Genomic DNA, 23,179 nt, shown 5'->3' with positions numbered 1-23,179 from the left:
AAACCAGGTGCAGAAAATCAAGCTAAACCAGGTGCAGAAAATCAAGCTAAACCAGGTGCAGAAAAACAAGCTAAACCAGGTGCAGAAAATCAAGCTAAACCAGGTGCAGAAAAACAAGCTAAACCAGAATTAGTTATCATCGAATAGAGTTAGCAGTATGAAAATAAATATAAATAAAATATTTAAATTGTTTTGCCAAAAATTAAAATAAAAAGACACGCTTAAAAAATAAGCGTGCTAATAAGTTTATAATACCGAGCTTAATTTCGCGAACTCGGTATTTTTATTATAAAGTTTTTTGTATATTTTTTTTATATTTATATAAATAAATATAATTTACAAAAACCAAAATTAAATTAAATTCAATTATTTAAGTGTTTAAAAATATTTAATTTATTACTGTGAGTATTAATAAAAAAATATTTAATGTTTCTCAATTATTATGAGTTTAGTATTTTTTGATATATACATATATACATGTATGTAATGTATAAGTTTTGTAAATTTTATTTTTTATTATAGTTTTAAATGATTTATATTCATTATTCTTTATAGCTTTATTTTTGTAATTATTATTAATAATTTTTTAAAAAATTAAATTTGTATTAAAATTTATTACTTTTTTTAATTTTTTTTATTTTCTTACTCCAAAAAACCAGCTTTTTAAAAATTCATTTTTTAAAAAAATAAAAAATTTTCAGTACATTTTCAGTAAAAATGTGTATAATTTTCTCTAAATTACGATTTTAAGACCATGAAAGGACATTTTAATATGAATAAAATTTTATTCTCAATATTATCTTTAAGCTCAAGCGTATTACTACCTTCTTTTGTAACAATTTCATGTTATAAGGAAAACACCCAAAAGACAGATTTTGAAGTTATTAATGAAGCGGTGAAAGTATCTTATGAAAATTCTAAAGCAATAAAATTTTCAGAATTACCAACTACAATATCTGCAGATAAAATCAAAATTTTATTAGGTACAGCAACTATTTCTTATAAATTTATAAGTGCACAAAAAGCTGATAGTGGTGTTTTAGTAAAATATAAATTATTTACAAATAAAGAAACTTCAAAAGTTTTTGAAAAAAATATAAATAAAGATCAATTTAAAACAGAAGAAGTTATTTCACAACCAAATAATTCAAAACCTAAAACTGACGATAAAACACCAGGATCAGATAATTCAAATTCTTCTTCAGAATCTAATGATGATAAAAATACAGATAAAAAAAGTATTAATAATTCAAAACAACCACCTAAAGAACAAATTCCAGAATCAAATAATTCAAATTCTTCAAAACCTAACGTTGATAAAATAGAAAAAGAAACTACTGATGATTCAGTAGAACTTAAAAAACCAACTCCTGAAACAAATTCAAACAAATCAATATATAAAGAATTTACTGATAATATTGAACTTGAAATTCAAAAACAAAATTATTTTTCTAATGATATTAAAAAAGAATTAAATTCACTTGTAAATGAATTTAAACAAGATGAAAATCTTACAACAAAGCGAACTTTAGAAGAAAAAATAGTTAATGTTATTTTGCAAAAATTTAGTGAAACTAGACAGATATTTTTATTAACAAAAATTGCAGTAAATTATGTAAAAATTACTAATGATGAAGAACTTACTAAAAAATTAAAACAAGCTACAAAAAGTCTTGATTCACTAGAAAATATAATTTCAATTATTAAAAACCCTATAGTAACTATAAGTGAAGAAAATAAAAAACTCTTTAATGAATTATATAAAACGATTTTAAGTAAAATAAGATTAAATAAATACATATTAGATGAAACTAAAATTAATCAATTAGTATTTAAAGATAATTATCTTTTTTCATTATTTACATTAACAGAACAAGAAGTAAATGATATGTTAGAAAGTTCAGTGTTTAAGTTAAAAGATAATAATTTAAGATTAGAGATGTATGAAATTGCTGCAAAAACTGATAATACAATAAAAAATCAAATTGCATTAAGTATGAATTTAAAACAAGATTTAGAACCATCAATAATTAAAAATAACATTTTTTCAATATATTCTGAATTTAAAAAAACAACTGAAAATAGTAATACAGAAGAACAAACAACACTATTATCTAATTCCTATAATAAAGAATTTTTTAAAACCAAAAAATTAATATTTCTAAATAAGGCTCCAAATATATTAATTTTAGATGGTGAATTAATTACAATATATCAAATACCATTTTCTATTGAAAATGACAAAATGGTTTGAAAAAATAGATACATTTTCAAAAAAAATAAAGTAGCAGAATTAGAAAAAAGTGTAGAAGAATTTTCTAAATTATTAAAACTATTAAAAGGAATTTATATAGAAGTACCAAAAGATTTAGATATAAGCTTAATAACTAAAGAAAATTAACAATAATTGTTAAATTTACTAAATTAACATAAAATATTAAACTTGTAAAAAAATATCGAGCTAATAAATGAAGCTCGATATTTTTAAATATTGATTTTATGAAATTAATATTTTATTTATTGTTTAAATAAACAAGAGTAAATCTTTTTGGTTTACCACCATATTTATCATCAAAAAGCATTTTAACTCATCTTGATGATTCACCGACGTTTTTTGATAATATTTGTGCACGAACATAAGTTGGTCAATCAAAATTATTAATTGCAGATTTACTTTGTAGCAATGGTGGATAAATTTCTATAAATGGTGAAGCTTCAATTTCAATTTTTTCTTGATCATCTTCATTCGTTATTTTTATTTCAATGCTTAAAATAATACCTTGCTTGGTTAAAAGATACATTGTTCTTTTTTGTATACTTTCGTCAGTATTGTGATTAAATACTGAATATTGAATCACTTCATTTGTATTTAAAGTAATAAATGGTGTGTATTCCAAACTATATTGTTGTATGTTTGTTTTAATTGAATCTGTACCAATATCAAAAAAGTTAGTATCATCATTGTATGCAAAAGTAAATTTATTTAAATTAAAAAGAAATCAAAGTCAGTTTTCTTTATAAAGTTTATCTAATTTATCTTTGTATTCAGAGTGTGCAATTACTTTTTTAGTTTTTTTCTTATTATTACCAAATAATCCACCACCAAATAATCCCCCACTAAAACCACCTGAAATTGAGTTAGGGTGATATTCGATAACTATGTTATTACTATAAAGTAAATAATCTTTAATTGAAGTTAAATAATCATCAGATATATTTCTTTGATTTTCCACAAACTTTTGTTTTTCGTCTTCATTTTTAAAAGCTAAATTTAATAAAGTATCTACATATTCATATTTTAAAAATACATCTCAATTTTGTTCTTTTATATTTTTTTCATTAACAAAATTTATTTCCTTAGATTTACTTGAAACTGCATCTGCATTTTTACATGACAGAGTAACAACAGGCAATAAAGAAGTTACTAGTAATGAAGAAAATATTAATATTTTTTTACTTTTTTTCATTATTGTTCATCATCCTTTAATAATAATAATCCAATTGCTCCATTACCAAATAATTTTTTAGCAGCTTCTTCAAACGAGTTAAATCCACTTTGTTGTTTGTGAATTAATGCATTATGAACTGCATCAGATATTATTTGAATTGAAATATTTTTTATTTTAGAATTTGGAAATAAAATTATATGGTTGAAATTTACTGTTTTATCTTCATTTCGTGAAATATAAATTCTTATTATAAAATTATCCTTTTTTAAATAAAAAATATTATCACTTGATTCAAATGATTCATCTCCTTCTTTAAATTGATCTCAATTGTTATCATTAAATTTAAAATCATTAGGCTTAGGTAGCGAATTTAAATTTTCTAAAAATTCATCTGTATGTTTAGCATTTTCAAAATTAGGAAATTTTCATCATTCTGTAAATGTTCATTGTAGTTTTTTGATATTTTTAATTATAAATAATCAATTTCTACTATAAAATTGTTTTAATTTATTAGCATTTTGTGATGTTTTAAATTCTTGTGTTAATTCTTTTAACTCAGTAAATAATTTTGTTTCTCTTTCTTGAGATTTTAAAAATTCTGTTTTTTTATAACCATCATCACCAAAAACTTTTACTACAAGATTATCAATTAACTTGTGAGTTTGTGCTTCTTTGGGATCTTCTATATTTGGATAATAATTTAAACCTGTTGGAATATTATTTTTTAATTTTGTACTATCTTCAGTAGTGGCGCATGAAACAAGTGATAAACCACTAAAAATAGCAGTAAATATTGAAATTGTTAAAAATAATTTACTATTTTTTTTCATTTATATCCCTCATTGTAAATCTAAATATTTTTATTCCATCTTTGTTAATTTCATTCAAAGCATTTACAAAATCATTATTAAATTGATTTACTGCTTGAAATTCCAAATATTTTTTATCATTTCTTTTCATTAAAAATTCATTTTCATCTTCATCTGCGTAATATTTTTTGTAGTTATCATAATCTGTTTCAAATTCATTTAAATGTTGGCTATAAATTTGATTTTCTAACTCCACTAGTTGTTGTTCAAGGTTGTTTGTATCTTTAAAAACTAATAAGTCAGAAGTTATTCTTAGTTTTGGTTCATCATTTTCTTTATATTTTCAAACTTTTATTGCTTTGTTGTTATCGAAAATTAAATATCATGATTCTTTTTCTGAATAAGCACTATATTTTTTTAATTCAGGTATCTCTTTATAAGGTAATTTTATTAATTTGTTTGGTTTAGAATTATTTATTTTTAATGAAACTGAACCAAAAAAATTTTTTGTTTCATCGAATAATTCTTTTTCATTGTCTAAGGGTGTATATTTATCTCCATAAGGGCTAAAAATATAATGGAAATTTGCTAAATTAAAAAGTGTTCAGTATCAGTCATTTTCTAAAGTATTTTTAATAATTTTTATTGAAGTATTCCTTAAGTCTTCAACTTTAGTTTGTACTATCCCACCATCAAAAATAAAAATAGGATTATACACAAATGAAAACTTTAGTTCTGTATTTTTAGAATCAGATTTGTTAATTTGTTGTGATACATAAATTTGTTTTTTATTGCTGTTGTTATTTGAAAAAAAATCAAGCAAATTATTTATGATTGGATTTTTGTCAAAATCATTTTTTTGTTTTTTAGGAAAATTAAAATCATTATTATTTTCTTGAGTTGAACTACAACTAACTACACTTAATGGTAACAATATAGAGCTTAAACTAATTAGAAATAACTTTTTCATAAAATAATTTTTCTAGTGATTCTTTCTTAGAACCAGAATATAAAATTTGTCCATTATGAATGAGTGTTATAGTGTTTACATATTTATCAATTTCAGATAAAACATGAGAGCTAATAAAGATAGTAATTTTTTGTTTTTCATTTATTTCTTTTAATAATGAAAATAATTCAAATCTTGCTGTTGGATCCAAATTAGCAGCAGGTTCATCTAAAATAAGTAATTTAGGATTGTGAAGTAAAGCTTGAATTAATAAAACTTTTTTCTTTTGACCTGTTGAAAAAGTATAAGGTTTTTCATTTTTTAAATTTTCAATATTAAATAATTTTAAATATTTATTTATTCTTTCATCCGCTTCTTTTTTATCTACGTTTGATAGAATAAGTAAATTACGCAAATAATTAAATACCGTTAATTCTTTAGGAAAAATTGCGATTTCCGGTACATAACCTATTATGTTTTTTGCTTCTGCTTTTTTTATGTTAATATTGTTTATTAAAATTTCACCCTCATAATTTACAAAAGCACCAATTATAGTTTTTATAGTAGTAGTTTTACCAGCACCATTTTCACCAATAAAAGCATGAAAATCGCCAGATTCCACAGAAAAACTTATATTTTGAATTCCTCTATGTGTTTTTGGAAATATTTTGTTTAAATTAATTATTTCTAAAATTTTTTCCATAACTATTTATAGTCCTTTCTCTTGTAAATTGTAAATGATGTTCCGTATAAAGCGATAATTAGTACTATTCATAAAATATAATAAATATTTTTATTTACAATTTGTTTTTCTCTATTTATTGCAAATAACTGATCTTGTGATTGGAATAAGTAATTATTATCACTTGGTGTTAATTTATATCTAATAATTACATCTTTATCTTTTTCTACCAAAATAAATCTTGCTTCAAATTTATCATATCCACCTATTAGATATTTGAAACCAGCAATTTCTAATTTAAATTGGCTATTTCCAAATGTGTTGTCATCATTTGGGTTTTTAATCATTGCTTGATATAGTTTAGTATCTTGGTAATTGAAGTAAATAAAGTTTAATAAAACTGTTGCAAAATAAATTTTTCTTTCAATTTCAGATTGTAACCTTTTTTCTTGAACTGAACGCTCATTAAATAATACTAGATTAGGATTTGAGTATGTGTTTATATTTGAATTTTCATCATTTACAAATTTTGAAATTTCTTCCAATAATTCAATGTTTAATTGATGTAAATCAGTAGATTTTTTATTTTTATTGAATTCTTCAATAAATTTCTTAGCAATAATATTAAAAGTTTTATCTTGTAAAACTTCATAAACAAAGTTTCAATTTAATTTACCAACTATATTGTTTTCAGCAGCAAATTGTGAACTATCTTCAGGAAATTTAGAATTTATATCTTCTGCTCCTTCTCTTGCATAAATTATTCCTGTATTTATACTATTAGGTATTACAGAATTTGATTTTAATAAACCAGGAATTATGTATTTTTGTTCATTGTTTGAAGTTAAATATTTTGTTACATTTGGATTTTTATCTAATTTATATTTAAATAATATACTATCTAGATTATTGTAATAAATATAACCATCTAAATTTGAAAAATTATTTTTAGTAATTGAATCAAAAATATTTTGATCCTTAAAGTTAAAAATATCAAGTAATTGATAAGGAACTGATAATCATGAATATACTTGTCATTCTTTTGATGAATTATTTGCTATATTCATGACTTCTTGTAAGTAATTTGTTTGTTTTTGTGTAAATTGTTTATTTTCTAAGCCATTAGGTAGTAGCAGTAATTCATCTTTATCATTGTTCATGAAAAATGGTTCTACGTTTGCTTCATTACCTGAAAAATGATATGGGTATTTTTTGTTAATGTAATATGCCGCATTATTTATATTTGTAGTTGCGTTTGCAGATAATAATGAACCTCCAAGTGCAAGCGGTATAAAAAATACTAGTGGCAGTGTAATAGATAATTTTTGGCTCAATTTATAACTTATTAAAGAAGTTAATAAACCTGCAAGTAAATATGTTACTAAGCCAACAAAAAATATCAATAATGAGTATGTAAAAAGATTTATGTTGTTATATATTGGATAAGATGATAAAAGTGCAGAAATAAATAATACAACTGATCATATTAATCCAAAGTAAGTTAAGGTAAATAATTTACCTATAACTATATTGTTTCTTGAAATGGGTTTAGCTAAACTAACTAGCTCTAACCCTTCTTGCTCAAAATCTTTAAAAATATTTAGCGATTTTATTGATGCAAATAATACTGTTATTATTAGAATTGTTAAAATATAAAGATATGATGATAATGTTAAATATCTTTCTTCTATTGCGAATTTAAAAACTAAACCTAGTGTTAATGAAATAATTAAAACCAACACAGGTAAAACTGTTGAACTCTTCTTTTTAAACACAGTATTAAAAGCAAATTTTGAATACTTAAAAGCTGATGTTTTCATTTTATAACCTTTCTTAAAATTTAATAAAATTATTATACAATAAAAAAAATAAAATGGAATTTTTTTTGTATTGTAATTTTATTTTTTTTGTATGTTTTACTATTAAAATGTAAAAAAAAGTAAGGTATAGAGGTATAAAAAAAGTGGAATTATAAACAATAATTTATTTAATAAGCATTAAAATAAAGTAATTTTTAACTTGTATTTAAATATTTTTTAAAAAAACAAACCACAGCAAAACGTGGTTTGTTTTTAATGTAAATATGCTAATGGGTCTGTGTAATCTAAAGTAATATATTCTTCATCTAAACCTTTTAGATATTTTTCATCAACATATTTTTTATCAACTACACATTGGTAATTATATTCTTTAAATCAATCATTTGACATACTAAAGATACCTTTAAAAGCAATATCTTCTCCTCATGAATTTTCAACTTTTCATTTAATAATTTCACCATTTTCATCAATATCAACACCAACTAGGTTCATTAAGTGTGTAGGCATTGATTGGTGTAAATTTAATCTTTGTTCTCTATTTAAATCTAAATTTACTAATGTGTTATTGTAATCGTATATGTTTAAGTCCATAATTCCTAATTTTCTATCATGGAATTTAGAAACATCACAAGCAAATGGAACTGAAACACCATCCATTATTGATTTTTTAGTTGCTTCAATTAATTCTTCCATAGGAACATTTAATTGTAAGTTATTTGGGCTTTCATAAACACTATTAAAGTATTTACTACTTAGAACTTTTCCATAGGGATGATTTTTACGAGGATCGGAAACTAAATTAACTTTATCGTTTAATATATTTTTTATGTATTTTTTATAGAATTCAAGCGGCGTAATATTTGTAATTTTTTGAATGTTTTTGTCTTTATCGCGATATTGAAAATCAAATGTTTCCGGTGGTGTACCTAAAGTTTTTGTTACTATATTGTAAATTTCTTCAAGCGCATTAACTTTGATGGCTTGTAATTTTTGTTCTGTAGCATTATTTTTTGCTTCTTTGATTATTTTATATGCATATTCTTTTGCTTTAACGTTTAAAATTTCAATAAATTCACCTGATGATTTTGCGTCAAAAGTATCTTGCATTAAGTATTTAGGTAAAATTCCGTATTTATTAATTAAACCTAAAAATCATTCTCAGAATCCCCCATCATCAGCAGGACCATCCATAAAATATTTAAATAATGGATCATTAAAATCTAAATTAGTTCCATGTTCAATAACATTTTGTAAAAAAGTATTAACTTTTTCAAGTTTATCGAAAAAATATAAATATGATTGGCTTAATTCAAGGTCTTCTATGTTTAGGTTTTTCATTGCTTCTAATCTTGCCATATTTAAAGAAGCAAAAATTCAACATCTTCCTGATGATTGTTGGTTTGTAATTGAACCTTGTTTGATTTCATGACTAAAAACATTGTTGTGGATTTTTAAAATGTCATTGTTAAAAGAAGCGTTCTTTATTCCATTTTTTGCAATGGCGTTTGCTATTACTTTATTGGTTTTATTTTTATTAAAACTTTCTTTTAGTTGTTTTAATAAATTATTATCAATATTTTTCATTATGCTAATGGATCTCAAGCTTCTAATAATATAGACTCTTCTTCTAAACCTTTTAGATATTTTTCATCAACATATTTTTTATCCACAACACATTCAAAGTTAAAGTCTTCAAATCATTTATCTGACATACTGAAAATTCCCTTTTTACCAGTTTTATCTCCTCAAGAGTTTTCAACTTTTCATTTAATAGGATTTCCATTATCATCAAGATCAACACCAATGAAATTCATGGCATGATTAGGAACTACAATTCCTAATTGTAATTTTTCTGCTTTTGTTAAAGTATCTTCTGAACCTAAAATATTGTTTAAATCATATAATTCAGAATCTAAAATTCCTGTTTGTCTATCAATAAATTGTGAAACATCACAAGCAAATCAAACACTTTTGTTATCTAAAATGCTTTTAATAGTTGCTTTTTTTAATTCTTCCATTGGAACATTTAATGTATAGTTTGTTTTCCCCTCAATTGAAGTTTTAAAGTATTTTGATTCAATAACTCTACCATAAGGATAAATTTCACGCGGGTCTGTTACTAAAGTGATTTTTTGATCTAATTCATCACCTACAAATTTATTATACAATTCAATAGGTGTTATATTAGTTTCGCGGTAAAATTTATCATCTTTATCTCTATATTCAAAATCAAAAGTTTTTGGTGGCATACCCAAAGCTTTTACACAAATATTATAAATTTCATAGAGAGCTTCTTTTTTTAGATCCTGTAAAATGTTGTCTTTATTTTGCTTGTGAGCATTTATCATTTTTAATGCATGTTTTTTTGCTACTAAGTTTAAACTTTGTTCAAAAACAGCAGTATTTTCTGAGTGAAATGTTTCATTCATTACAGATTTAGGTACTATTCCATATTTTTTATTTAAAGAAATATATCATTCTCAATATCCTCCATCAGATATTGGATTATTTAAGAAAATTTGCATTAATCTATCATTAAAATCCAAATCTAAACCAAATTGAATAATATTTTCAAAAAATGTATTGGCTTTTTCAATTTTTTCAAAGAAATAAAAATAATTTTCTGAAAATTCCAAGTCTTTTACTTGCATTTTTTCCATTGCGCTGATTCTTGCCATATTTAAAGATGCAAAAATTCAACAACGACCAGAGGATTTTTGATTAGTAATTTCTCCAGTTTTTATTTCGTTTGAAAATTCCTGATTATGTTTTGATAAAATATCGTTATTAAAAGATGAAGCATAAATACCATTTTTTGCGACTGTATTTTTTATTACATTTGCTTCCTTATCAGAATTGAAACGTTTTTCAAATTCTTCAAGCATAATATTATCTATTATCATAATTCTCCTTTTTAATATTTAAATTATAGCATTTTTTAATATTCGTATATTTGTTATATTTAATCTAATCGTATCTATGAAAGTAAGTATATAAGTAACAAACATAAATCCCGTAATTAAAAAATAAACAAAGTTATTTATATATATTCAGTCATTAAATCTTAAAATAAATGCTGATGTAATTGAACCAGGTAAAGTTAGTCAAATATATTTTTTATCTTGTTTATTTTTTTGTGAGTATTTTCATTTTAATCCAAAACAAATAACATATGTAAAAATTGATAAGCTAATCAAAATTCAAATTAGTGTTGAATATAAAACAAAATTATTTAGTAAGGTTAATTTTAAAGATAAATTTTCGATAATAAATAAATTACTATTTATGTTGTTGACAAAAAATAATCTGTTTGGATTAAAACTAATTACAAATCCTAAAAACAATAAATTTATAGGTCTTGTGAAAACTGCAATTGGAATAATATTTTTTTCATTTTTATAACTTAAAAAAATGAATTTATACACCTTAAATAAGTATAAAAATATTGTTAAAATAAATGAAATTAACCATATTATTTGAAAAAATCACAATGAAATAAAATCACCTAAATTAATTGAATATGTAGAACAAAGACTCAAACCGCTAAAAATAACAATTAATTCTGAAAAACCGTTTTGTTGATTGTTGTTTTTTTGTTTAATTCAAAACATAAAAAAATATTTGAGTAAAAAAATACATTGCATAAAAAATATACAAATAATAATTATCGACAAAACATTTAAAATTATTTTTTGATTACTTTCAAAAAAATGATTTGTTATTCAAGCAAAAGCGTTTGTTTGCATAGTAAGTAATAAAAAAAGCATGTAAATTGAAATTGAGCTTTCTTTATCTTTTAAATCACTTTTTAAAAGGGTTATTTTTTTGTATTTTAATAAAGTTAAACACTCATAAAATAAACTTAAAATTATTGCAAAACTAAATACTATAAGATTAAAGTATAATAAAATTTGTTTTGCCATTTCTGATGCATTTAAACTAAATTTTTCAATTATAAGTACTAAAAAAGTTATAATGCTCATAAATCTTAATGCTAAATTTAAAGAAGGTTTTGGTATATTTTCTAAAAAATTACTCCATGTTTTTTGCATATATCTCCACCTTTATTTTTTTCATTAATTTACTTAATAATAAAATATGTTTTATATTCACTCAAAGTGTTATTAAAGCTGCAGATGTAAATATAGCAAGCATAAGAATTGTTAACACTATATAAATAGGTGAATTTTCAATAAAATAATAATGATTAACTTTAAAAATAGCGCTAGCTACAACAATTCCTGGAAAGGTTAATGGTGCTCAAAACTGACTATATTTTGTAAGTCTTATAACTTTAAAACCAATTATAAAATACAATATGTAACTAAATGCAGCAATTATTATTAAAAATGGTGAAATAGTATTAAAAAATGCTTCATTGTTTAGTGGAGTAACGGTCAAATTTAAAGTATCATAAAACATTATTTTTTCATTTATATTGTGTATTATTGAGTTTCTTTTTGGGTCAAATGAAGTAAAAAATCCAACAATAAGAATATTTGCAGGGCCCGCAATTATAGTCATTGAAGGTATGTCTTGCGCATCTTTATGACCTAAAAATAAAAATTTATACAATACTCAAGGAAACACAAAAATAAAGAAAACAAAACCTATTAGTCACACTATTTGAAAGAAATATAAACTAATATGGTCACCAAAATTATTTGAATAACCTGAACTAATTGTTAAACCAATTAAAACAACAAATCAACTTCCATATGCTTCTTTGTATATTGTTTCTTTTTTAAAAATAATGTGTTTTAAAAATATAAATACAAAAATAATTTGCAAACAAACAACAAAAATCAACAAAATTGAAGGAAAAATTAGTAAATTAGATCTTAAAGAATAATCACTGGTATAGTGATTAATAATTCACGCTACAGCATTTAAAATTATGCAAATAGATAAAAAAATTATTGCAACCGAACCTGAAGTTTTTGGATTTTTAATATCTTTTATAAATTGATTTTTATCAATGATATATTTTGCAACTAATAAAAAACAGTACAAACTTGCAATAATTATGCAAAGCATTATTATAAATAAATTAAAATGTAATAAAAAAAATGCAATATTTTGTGTACTTTTTATTGCATAATGTTCTATAAATGAAGCGATAAACATTGCAAAGCCCATTGTTCCTGCTATTACTCCTGATAAAGAAAGTGGAATATTTTTTAAAAAAGATTTAACCATTAATATCCCATTTCTTCTTCGTATTCATCTAATGTTCCGTAATATAAAAAACTTTCATTAGACTTAATTTCTAAAATAACATTAGCAGCAGCCTTTACAAGTCCTCTGTTATATGTTGTAAAAATTATACCTGATTGATATTTTTCAAGTGCTTCTACTAATGAATCTATACTTTCTGAGTCAAGATGATCAGTTGGCTGATCAAATACTAAAAAATTAGATTCTTCTAGCATTAATTTACTAAACATCAATCTTGCTTTTTCACCACCACTTGTGACTTTTACTTTTTTAAATACTGAATCATTACTAAATAACATTCTTCCTAAGTAAGATCTCATTCTGTGGTCTGAGTTATCTTTTGTTTCTTGTGTAGAGTTTTCAAGTGGTCATTGACTAATTCATTCCATAATATTTAAATCATTTTGGAAATATTTTGCATTATTATTTGGAAAATAATTAGGTTTTATTGTAATACCTCAATTAACTTCTCCTGAAGTTGGTTTTTCAATACCCATTAAAATTTCCAAAAATTTTGTTTTGGCTATGTCGTCATCACCAATTAAAGCCATTTTTTCACCATTTTTTAAAACAAATGACACATTTTTGAATAAAGTTTCACCTTTATCATTTATATAAGTTAAATTGTTAACTTCTAAAATTTGTTTCCCTGGTGCTCTATTTAAATCAAAGTGAATAAAAGGATATTTTCTACTTGAAGGTTTAATTTCATCAATCACAATCTTTTCTAAAGCTTTTTTTCTACTTGTTGCTTGTTTTGATTTTGAAGCATTTGCACTAAAACGAGCAATAAATTCTTTTAATTTAGCAGCTTGTTCTTCTTTTTTTAAGTTAGCTTGTTTTTGCATTTCTAAAATTAATTGGCTTGATTGTTTTCAAAAACTATAATTACCTGTGAATAGTCTAGCTTCATTAAAATCTATATCTACTGTATGAGTACAAATTGAGTCTAAGAAATCACTATCATGACTAACTACTATAACTATATATTGATATTCAATTAAAAAGTTTTCAAGTCATTTAATTGATTTTAAGTCAAGGTGGTTTGTAGGTTCGTCCATTATTAAAATATCAGGATTACCAAATAGTGCCTTCGCAATTAATACTTTAACTTTTTCAATGGCTTTTAATTTTGACATTGGAAGATTTCATTTTGATTCATCTATTCCTAAACCGGATAAAAGTATTTGTGCATCATTTTCTGCAGTTCAACCACCCATTTCTCCAAATTTTTCTTCTAAAAGACTAGCTTTTTCGTAATCTTCTATGCTTGATTCAGGGTTTTCATAAATAGCATTTTTTTCTACTTGTATTTTATATAGTTCATCATTACCCATGATAACTACATCTGTTACATTAAATTCATCAAAAGCATTTTGATCTTGACTTAGTACTGAAATTCTTGAACCTTTTGATTTAATTATTTCACCACTACTTGGTTCTTCTTGTCCGCTTATTATTCTTAAAAATGTTGATTTTCCAACTCCATTCGCTCCAATTATTCCATATGTATTACCTTCTAAAAATTTTAAATTTACATTTTGAAATAACTTTTTATCACTAAAAACTTTACTTAAATTTTGTACTTCTAGCATCATTTTCTCCTTTTTTAGTCAATATTAATTATTATTTTACATTATTGCAAAATTTTGTTACTTATTTTCAAAAAATAATGTTAAATTTTGCATGTTTTGTATTAAAATTAATTTAATTATTTTATTTACATATTTTAAGGAGAATAATGACAAGAAAATTATCTGAACAAGAAATTATAAGACGTGAAAAAATACAAAATTTTGAAAAAATTAATAAAAGAGCTTTTGAATTATCAATTCCAGCTACACATACAACAGATCAAATTATTTCAGAATTTGATAATTTTTCACGTGAAGAATTGGAGAATCAAAATAAAATAATTTCAATAAATGGAAGAATAATAGCGAAGAGAGGACCTTTTCTTGTTCTTCAAGACCGTGATAATACTATACAAATTTATGTTGACAAAAAATCACTTGATGAATTGCAACAAGAAGTGCTTAAAAATTTAGATTTAGGAGATATTATTTTTGCAGAAGGAGTTGTTTCAAAAACTCATACAGAACAGTTGATGATAAAAGTTCAAAAAATTGAATTATTAACCAAATCACTAAAAGTTTTACCTGATAAATTCCATGGATTAGTTGATCAAGAAGAACGTTATAGACATAGATATGTTGACTTAATTGTTAACAAAGAAACAAGAAATACATTTATTTTACGTTCTAAAATTATTTCAGCGGTAAGAAAATTTTTCGATAGCATCGGATATTTAGATGTGGATACACCAGTTTTACAACCTATTTTAGGTGGAGCAGCTGCTAAACCTTTTATTACTCACTATAATGCATTACAAAGTGATTTTTATTTACGTATTGCAACTGAATTACCACTTAAAAAATTATTGGTAGGTGGATTAGAAAGAGTTTATGAAATAGGACGTATTTTTAGAAATGAAGGTGTTGACACAACCCATAACCCCGAATTTACATCAATAGAATTTTATGAAGCTTATTCTAATATGGAAGGTATGATGCTTCGTTGTGAACAATTATTTGAATATTTATGTAATGAATTAAATATTGAAAAAGTAACATTTGGTGGAAAAGAAATTTCACTTAAAGGGCCATTTAAAAGAATTAATATGGTTGATGCTGTTAGTGAAAAAATAGGACAAGATGTAAGACAATTAAATGATGGTCAAGCAATTGAATTAGCTAAAAAACATGGAATTAAAGTTGAAAAATATTTTAAATTAGGACATGTTATCAATGAATTATTTGAATTATATGTTGAAAAGGATTTAATTGAACCTACATTTGTATGAGGTCACCCAATTGAAATTTCACCATTAGCAACTAAATTACCGGAAGATCCACGCTTTACTCTAAGGGCCGAATTATTCATTAACACAAAAGAATTCGCGAATATGTTTACTGAATTAACAGATCCAATTGATCAATTGGAACGTTTTGAAAACCAATTATCAGAAAAAGAATCAGGAAATGAAGAAGCAAATGAAATAGATTGAGATTTTGTTGAAGCATTAGAATATGGAATGCCACCAGCCGGTGGATGTGGTATAGGGATTGATAGATTAGTTATGTTGTTAACTGAAAACGATTCTATTAGAGAAGTATTGTTATTCCCACAATTAAAAAACCTACAAAAATAAATACTCAAAAACAACATTTTGTTGTTTTTTGTTTAAAAACGTTTAAAAAATGCTACTTTTTGACCAAAAAACTAACTTTATTCAAAAAAAAAAAAAAACGGTCTATAATTTTTCAAAATTAATAAATCATGAGGTGAAATATGAAGTTTCTCAAAACCAAAAAACAAAAAATTTTGTTTGTCACTATGAGTTCTGTTTTTGTGGCATCAATTGCTGCTTCTTTTTCCATTTATTTAACAAATAAAGCACATAAACAAGTATTGTATTATAACTCACAAGGTAAAACAAAAACTAATTTTGTTGATGGGAATAATGTGGATTTAGCAAATACAGTTCCTTCAAATTCAGATTCTAATTTAAAGAAAATTGTTGAACAAACTCCACCTCCAGCACCAGAGGTTCCTCCTGTTATTGAAAAAATTCCAGAACCTGAACCTGAACCAGAAAAACCAAAACCTATGCCAAAACCTGAAGAACCAAAGCCGAAACCCGAACCAATTCCTGAACCCCCTAAACCTGAACCACAACCAATTCCTGAGGCTCCTAAACCAAAACCCTCACCAAAACCTGAAGAACCAAAGCCGAAGCCTGAAACAAAACCAAAAAAACCACAATCAAATAGTAAAATTGTTGTTGCTGGAGTAGAGGTTGAAGCTGATATAACTCTTAAACCACCAAGAAAACAACAAGCTTATGATATAGATAATAATATAGTTAACAGAGTTCCATATGTTAATGATAGTACAGACAGATTAAATAGTATAACAGTTACTGATGAATTAAGAACAGCAGCAATAAATAAAGCTATTGGAGTAGGTACAAAAGAAGGGCTCGCATCATTTTGATTTAAAAATATAGTTGCTGATGCTTTAGAAGCATTTAATCAAAAACCAGAAGAATTTGATTTATATATTAATAATCATAGAAATGTATATAGTAAAGCATTTGAAAAATGATCAAGATTATTTGATTCTGATAACGTTATTAATTTTTTAAAAGAGGAAGTAAAATCTCAATATCCTGGCATGCATTTTAGATCAAAGGATCATAGATATATTTGATTGTATTCAAATTTAGATTGAACTAAATTTACTAAATTATCTTCAAATGCAGAAGCAGAACTTAAAAAAGGTTACGTATTAGATCCTGACAACGCTTATATTAAAGAAGACGGAAGTTTAGATTCATATTCATATGCTCAACCAGATAGATTTAACTCTGTAACCAGTCGTATGTCAAGGGATAATTCAACAAAGAGAGTATTTAGCTACAATTCATACTGATGAAGAAGTCCATACGATGTAGAAAATGGAAATTATCCAGGCTGAACCAAAAGAGAATCGAATAATGATCCTATATTTGAAGGGTTAATTAAATCTGGTGATGGAATAAAAACTTTACATATGACAAGAGATGTAAAAACAAATGATCCTGACCAAATAAATGAAGGGTATGTTGTTGAAATTGATGCTGCAAATGAAGCTGGATACAACAAAACTATTGAATTAATTAATAAATTAAAAGCAAATAATGCAAATATTGTTTCTTATAGAATCAAAAATATGGGTAAAAATTCATCAGCCCAAGCATTTAAACCAATTTTAAAAGCATTACCTGATAATATTCTTCAAGTTGAACTATTTTTCTCAGCGCAAGCTACAAATACAAGCTCATTAATCGCGCTTGAAGATAAACATATTAAAGAATTATCATTATATACATTAGGGAACTCACTTCAAGATGAGTGATCAATTAACCCATTTGCTTTAAGAAATACTGCGTGAGTAAATACAAATGATTACAATGTAAGCTTTGATTATGCACGTAATAAAGATATTGCTACAAGAATAACATTTAATACACTGGCATTTGATAAGGAAGATTATTTAGAAAATGATCAGGATCATTTAAAACGTATTAATTTAGGTTTAAGAATGGCATATTACACAAGAAATAATGAACCTATTTTCCAAGGTGGATTTGGACCGGGACTAAACCCTGATAACGATGAAGGAAATAACTCATATGCAACAATGTTAGATTTTAGTAGAGTACCACAAATAAGAAGTTTAAGTGGTCTTGTGTTTAAAGATGAGTATAAACCATCAAATAAACCAAGAAAAATCATAAAAGTTAAATTCTTTAATAATAAAGATACATATGAAATTTCTGAAAAAGATCTTTTTGAAGCTGGACTTGAAAATATGATTACACCATCACCAGCTGGTGTACCAAAAATAGCATTTAGCAATGGATCTTTAACTACAAAATTTAGAATAAAAGAAAATGATTTAACTTCACAAGCAATTAGTAATTTGGTTAAATTCAAAAAATATGTTCAAAATGAAAACCCATCATTTTCAGGAACTGTAGTAATAAACCCTGGAAATGAAACATTAAAATTAAAATTAGAATCAGCAGGATTTAAAGTTGAATATGAACACAATTATGAAATTTCATAAAAAGGAGTAATATGAAAAAAACAAAATTTAAATATTTATTATCAATAATAGCTACTTTATCAACAATAACACCACTTGTTGCTATAAGTTGTGCAGAACCAGTTAAAAAAGATAATACTAATTCAGATACAAACAAAAATAATCCTACAACTGAAAATAATAATGCTAATACAAATAATTCAAATGGAACAAATTCACAACAAACAGAAGTTCCACAAGAATTAAAAACAATAGCTAATAAATCATTTGATGAATTATTTACTTTAAACTTTTTAAATAATCGTCAAAAAACTGATATAACACCAGAAACTGCAAAAAATAGAACTCAAGAAGTTTTAGAAGTTCAACCTAAATCTGCTTTTGAATCTCAAATTTCTATTAGATTATTAGATGTAGTTTTAGAAAATAATGCTAATGCAACTGGTAGATTAAGTCTAGTAATAGAAATTAAATCAAAATCTTCAAATGCACAAACAATTAAAACCTACCCACTTTCAGGATTTAAAACAACTTTTATGGGTACTTCAGATGATGGAACAATTCAATATAATCCTTCAATTCAGAGTCTAGATGAATTGCAAAAATATAATTCATTAGATCAAAAACAAAGATTTGAAAAAGATAATGAAAAATACATGGAAGGTCTAAAAAGACAATATCAAAATCAAGGTGTTTCAGAAGTTAGAAAAGATTTAAAATATAACGCAGAACAAGCTAAAAAATTCAATGAAATTGCAAAAACAATTGGTTTAGATACATATGAAAATAACGCTTATAAAGGTTTAACATTACCTGTTTATAATAACGATGGAACAATTGAAGGGCTTTCATTTACCGGAATGTCTAATCCAGAAGTATTTTCTGATGTTGATTTTTTAGGAAGAAACCCTTTTCAATCAATTGGACTAGCTAGAATGCTACCAAATCAAACATATAAAGATATTGCACTACAAACATTTATAGGAACTTTTTCATATAGAGATGGTTTCGTTGAAGAAATTAAAAAAGCTGAAAATTCTAAACAAGTAGTTGAATCTTGAGATGAAAGTGGTCCTGAATTAAAAAAATATAAAGATCAATTAAAAGAAATAGTTGAGCAAAATAGAAAAATATATAAATATGACTATGAATCAAGAAAAGAAAAAACACAAGAACCTCATGATATTCAATCATTAGAAGCTGAATATGTAAAAAGAAATAAAGAATTTGATGATGAAATCAAAAAAATCGATGCTTATACAAAACAAACAATTATAAAACAGCATGAAAATCAAATTGAAAAATATAAAGCAGATGCTGCATCAGATGCAAAATTCCGTGGTGGATCAGGAACTTTATCAATACTTGACTATGAAATTCCAAAAAATGGAGAATATCCTACAAAATGATTTTTTGCAACCAATTCACACGTTGCAAAACTAATGTCAAGCCCAACATTCCAAGGATTTTCATTAACTAGATTAGATCCAAGTGTAGGAATTAATACTAAGTTAAAAACATCAGGCTTTGAATCACTTTTTAAAACATTCCAATTTAATGGTGAAAATATATCAAAACATGTAACAAAAGTATATGATGCACTTGACTACTTAAATTCTTCACCAAGTCAATTTTTAACAAGTGAGTTAAAAACTAAATATAATGGCATTGAAGAAATGGCTGATTTTGCTGTTATTGAAGTTGATTTTAAATCTTTAGTTGAAGATTCATCAATTACACAATCAATTTACAAACTAGCTGAATTTGGTAAACAATTACCAAAAAGTAATGATCCATATCAATTAGCAAAAGAAGTAACTAATGATTATTTTGCTTTACCGGATAACAAAAAAACAAGTTTCTTATCTACTTCATATTTAAAAGACTATTCAAAAATTGATTTTCCAATTTTAAAAGATCCAAGTAAAAAAGTAGATGAATTATTTGCGTTAGGTTATCCTTCATCTAAAGAAGATTTCTTCTTAAGGAAATATGAAGATTATAAACAATATGAATCAAGAGAATCATATAACAGTTTATGAACAAACTCTGATTATCGTTTCTATTATGCACAAACTAATGGAGAAGATGGACCTTCAAATATTGAAGAAGAAAGACTTAAAAAAGGAAACTGATTATCATATCAAATAGGGTTACGTACTTTTACTGATAAACCTGGATTAAATGATGCATTCTTAATTTCACCAATTAGAGGAAATGAATTGTATTCAACATATGATGAAAATAAACAATTAAAACAATATCTAAATACAGGTCTTCAATATATGTTAAGACATTATGTACCAATTGGTGGTTCATCAGGTTCAAGTGTTAGAAATCAAGATTATAAAATCGTAGGATATCATTCAACAATTATCCCTGCTGCAAAAACTGATTTTGTTGTTGCTCTTAGATCTGAAGGATATGATTATAAAACAGCATTTGGAAATTACAATTTACCACAATACGATTTAATCTATGGTGGCGGAAAAGATCAAAAAACATCATATAGACAAGCATTAGAAAAGTTAGCAAGCGCTAATAGGCTATCTAATACTTGAATATTCAAAAATGGTTTTACTAAAGATAATATCCCAGAAGAATTTAAATTTAAGGACAGATAATAGATATTATGAAACAAAAAAATATGACATATACAGAAGATAATATTAAAATCAAAAAATCTCTAAAAATGTTAAGTTTTACATTTCAAAAAAATAAAATCTTAAAAAGGTTTGTAGAACTTTTTCTATTTGTGGGTGCGCTTTTAATCTTCATTTTTGCAGAAAAAACAATTTTTGCATCTAAAATACTACCTAATAATTCAATTGCTTTCTTTTTTGATTTTAAACATGAATTATTAGCACAAAGTAACTTACTTGTTTTAATTAGATTTTTATTTTTAGCAATATTATTCTTTTACCCGCTTATAAAAACCTATTTAGATCTTTCGTTTAATAAACAAAAAATAAAAAAATATTTACCTTGATTTATTTTATATATTTCAGCGTCAATAGCTTCATTTGTATTATTTTTTGTGTTTGAAAAATATACTTTAAACATTCTATATTTAAGTTTTAGTTTAATTGCACTTTATGTAGTTGATGGAAGTTATGCAATTTACATTCACTTTGTAAACAAAAAAATTAACCCAGAACAAAACAAAAATATTCGTTGAACTTTAATAAGTTTAATCTTCAAATTTCTTTTAGTTGCTTTTGTAATTGCTTCAATGTTGGCATGAAGATTTAGTGCAAATAGTAGACAGACGTTTTACTTACTTGTAGAAAATAATAGTTTTTATAGTTTTGTAACTGATACATTTACAATAAAAAGCATTCAAAACTTACTTATAGTAGTTGCATTTATATTATTTATTTCATTCTCTTTACTATTTAGTTTTATAAATGTTTTTTGAATATTATTTAATCAAAAACAAGCATATATTCTTTTAAAAAATAATTTAACATTAATTTTTGGATTATTTGTTGCTTTAAATTTCTGAATAATAACAACTTTTTCAAAAGTTAAAACACCATCTAGTTATGTTGATTCAAGTACAATTGCACCAAATTATTTATATTTATTACTATTAATAATTCCAGTTACATTATTCATTTTTTACTTAGTTATTACATTTACTAAAAAAATGAATACAAATAGTAATTTAATAAATTCAGTATACTTTTGAGTATTACAAATCAGTTTTTGAGCAATTTATTGATTGGAAACATTTTTAATTGAAAATAAATTAATTACTAACATTATCTTATTTGCAACTTTAATATTAGTAATTATTACTTTTGCAATTAATCATTTTAAAAACTCTTACAATTCAACTAAAAACAATTTAATTATCAACTATGGTTATTTTGTTTTAATTAATATCATAATTTTTATAAATGTAATCAATGTAATTATGCAAAGTTACAACAATAATAATTTTAATTACATTTCAGCTAATATGGCACTAGATGAAATATTTACACTTATTTTACTTGCATTTAGTGTTTTAGTATTAATTTTAAAATCAATTAAATTCTGAGTTGAATTTGGAAAAATAGCTAAATATTCGCCAAAAAATGTGGAGGTATCTCATGAAATTAAAAATAAATAAAAAAGAACCAGTTCAAAATAAAAAAAATATTGACTTATTCAAGGATTATAAAGAAATAATTAAAAATGAAGAATTTATTTCTTTTGAACAACTATCTGCTGAAATTTTAATCAAAATGGGTTTAGGTTTTGAATCAAATATATATAAAGAATTTGTTGAAAAATACAAAATCGCATTAGAAAATAAATGAGATATGTTATTTAAAAATTTTATTATTTCATTTAATATAAACTTAAAATTTAGCAGTGATGTTTTAAGTCCTTTATTAATTAACGAAGAACAATCAGCACACAGAACAATTAATTTCATGAGTGCTGAAGACAATACATTAAATAATTTCTTAACTTTATTTAATGATGAATTAACAAAATTAATTGAAAAGAATTTTATTGTTGAAATATTTCCAGAATTAGCAATTTTTAAATCAAAAGAAACAAGTAATTTAAAACTTTTATTTAGTGAAAAAGTTGTTGAAAGACTTTAA

The 23,179-nt window shown here is 24.2% G+C and carries 16 protein-coding genes; 6 read left to right on the top strand and 10 right to left on the bottom strand.

Features of this window, described 5'->3' with window-relative positions:
• Nucleotides 1-772: 772 nt before the first annotated feature.
• Complete coding sequence (locus N8G13_RS02210) at nucleotides 773-2,401, top strand: hypothetical protein (protein WP_262289299.1); 1,629 nt, start codon at nucleotides 773-775, stop codon at nucleotides 2,399-2,401.
• Between the two features lie 112 nt (nucleotides 2,402-2,513).
• Here N8G13_RS02210 and N8G13_RS02205 read toward each other — a convergent pair whose 3' ends face one another.
• The 10 genes from N8G13_RS02205 to N8G13_RS02160 all read right to left on the bottom strand — a co-directional run bounded on the left by N8G13_RS02205 (nucleotide 2,514) and on the right by N8G13_RS02160 (nucleotide 14,524).
• The gene (locus tag N8G13_RS02205; RefSeq protein WP_262289298.1) at nucleotides 2,514-3,467 is read right to left on the bottom strand and encodes an aromatic motif membrane protein; all 954 of its coding nucleotides are present in this window, start codon (nucleotides 3,465-3,467) and stop codon (nucleotides 2,514-2,516) included.
• Complete coding sequence (locus N8G13_RS02200) at nucleotides 3,467-4,279, bottom strand: aromatic motif membrane protein (RefSeq protein ID WP_262289297.1); 813 nt, start codon at nucleotides 4,277-4,279, stop codon at nucleotides 3,467-3,469. The genes N8G13_RS02205 and N8G13_RS02200 overlap by 1 nt, the downstream gene beginning before the upstream one ends.
• Complete coding sequence (locus tag N8G13_RS02195) at nucleotides 4,266-5,228, bottom strand: aromatic motif membrane protein (protein ID WP_262289296.1); 963 nt, start codon at nucleotides 5,226-5,228, stop codon at nucleotides 4,266-4,268. The genes N8G13_RS02200 and N8G13_RS02195 overlap by 14 nt, the downstream gene beginning before the upstream one ends.
• Nucleotides 5,206-5,910, bottom strand: a complete 705-nt coding sequence (locus N8G13_RS02190) for an ABC transporter ATP-binding protein (protein ID WP_262289295.1) — start codon at nucleotides 5,908-5,910, stop codon at nucleotides 5,206-5,208. The genes N8G13_RS02195 and N8G13_RS02190 overlap by 23 nt, the downstream gene beginning before the upstream one ends.
• 2 nt (nucleotides 5,911-5,912) lie before the next feature.
• Complete coding sequence (locus N8G13_RS02185; RefSeq protein ID WP_262289294.1) at nucleotides 5,913-7,709, bottom strand: ABC transporter permease; 1,797 nt, start codon at nucleotides 7,707-7,709, stop codon at nucleotides 5,913-5,915.
• 252 nt (nucleotides 7,710-7,961) lie between these two features.
• Nucleotides 7,962-9,293, bottom strand: coding sequence for a C1 family peptidase (locus N8G13_RS02180; RefSeq protein WP_262289293.1), 1,332 nt, complete (start codon nucleotides 9,291-9,293; stop codon nucleotides 7,962-7,964).
• A complete protein-coding gene (locus N8G13_RS02175; protein WP_262289292.1) occupies nucleotides 9,293-10,612 on the bottom strand; it encodes a C1 family peptidase in 1,320 nt (439 codons plus the stop codon). The genes N8G13_RS02180 and N8G13_RS02175 overlap by 1 nt, the downstream gene beginning before the upstream one ends.
• Nucleotides 10,613-10,630: 18 nt before the next feature.
• Nucleotides 10,631-11,761: a hypothetical protein gene (locus N8G13_RS02170; RefSeq protein ID WP_262289291.1), complete on the bottom strand. Its 1,131-nt coding sequence runs from the start codon at nucleotides 11,759-11,761 to the stop codon at nucleotides 10,631-10,633.
• Nucleotides 11,742-12,908: an SLAC1 family transporter gene (locus tag N8G13_RS02165; RefSeq protein WP_262289290.1), complete on the bottom strand. Its 1,167-nt coding sequence runs from the start codon at nucleotides 12,906-12,908 to the stop codon at nucleotides 11,742-11,744. Before N8G13_RS02165 ends, N8G13_RS02170 begins: the two co-directional genes overlap by 20 nt.
• Nucleotides 12,908-14,524 carry an ABC-F family ATP-binding cassette domain-containing protein gene (locus N8G13_RS02160; RefSeq protein ID WP_391510159.1) on the bottom strand — a complete coding sequence of 539 codons (1,617 nt, stop codon included), beginning with the start codon at nucleotides 14,522-14,524 and terminating at the stop codon, nucleotides 12,908-12,910. The genes N8G13_RS02165 and N8G13_RS02160 overlap by 1 nt, the downstream gene beginning before the upstream one ends.
• Nucleotides 14,525-14,667: 143 nt before the next feature.
• On the opposite strand from N8G13_RS02160, the gene lysS reads away from it, so the two are divergent.
• The 5 genes from lysS (at nucleotide 14,668) to N8G13_RS02135 (ending at nucleotide 23,179) form a co-directional block, all read left to right on the top strand.
• Entirely contained in the window at nucleotides 14,668-16,137 is a 1,470-nt protein-coding gene (gene lysS / locus N8G13_RS02155) for a lysine--tRNA ligase (protein ID WP_262289289.1), read from the top strand.
• 140 nt (nucleotides 16,138-16,277) lie between these two features.
• Nucleotides 16,278-18,599: a putative immunoglobulin-blocking virulence protein gene (locus N8G13_RS02150; RefSeq protein WP_262289288.1), complete on the top strand. Its 2,322-nt coding sequence runs from the start codon at nucleotides 16,278-16,280 to the stop codon at nucleotides 18,597-18,599.
• Between the two features lie 11 nt (nucleotides 18,600-18,610).
• Nucleotides 18,611-21,202, top strand: a complete 2,592-nt coding sequence (gene mip, locus N8G13_RS02145; protein WP_262289287.1) for an Ig-specific serine endopeptidase MIP — start codon at nucleotides 18,611-18,613, stop codon at nucleotides 21,200-21,202.
• A gap of 8 nt (nucleotides 21,203-21,210) precedes the next feature.
• Complete coding sequence (locus N8G13_RS02140) at nucleotides 21,211-22,695, top strand: MSC_0624 family F1-like ATPase-associated membrane protein (RefSeq protein WP_262289286.1); 1,485 nt, start codon at nucleotides 21,211-21,213, stop codon at nucleotides 22,693-22,695.
• A complete protein-coding gene (locus N8G13_RS02135; protein WP_262289285.1) occupies nucleotides 22,676-23,179 on the top strand; it encodes a DUF2714 domain-containing protein in 504 nt (167 codons plus the stop codon). Before N8G13_RS02140 ends, N8G13_RS02135 begins: the two co-directional genes overlap by 20 nt.

The organism is Mycoplasma zalophi, assembly GCF_025486335.1.
Taxonomy (GTDB): Bacteria; Bacillota_I; Bacilli_A; order Mycoplasmatales; family Metamycoplasmataceae; genus Metamycoplasma; species Metamycoplasma zalophi.
Note: the sequence above shows the minus strand (reverse complement) of the source record. Positions and strands in the feature narration are given on the sequence as shown.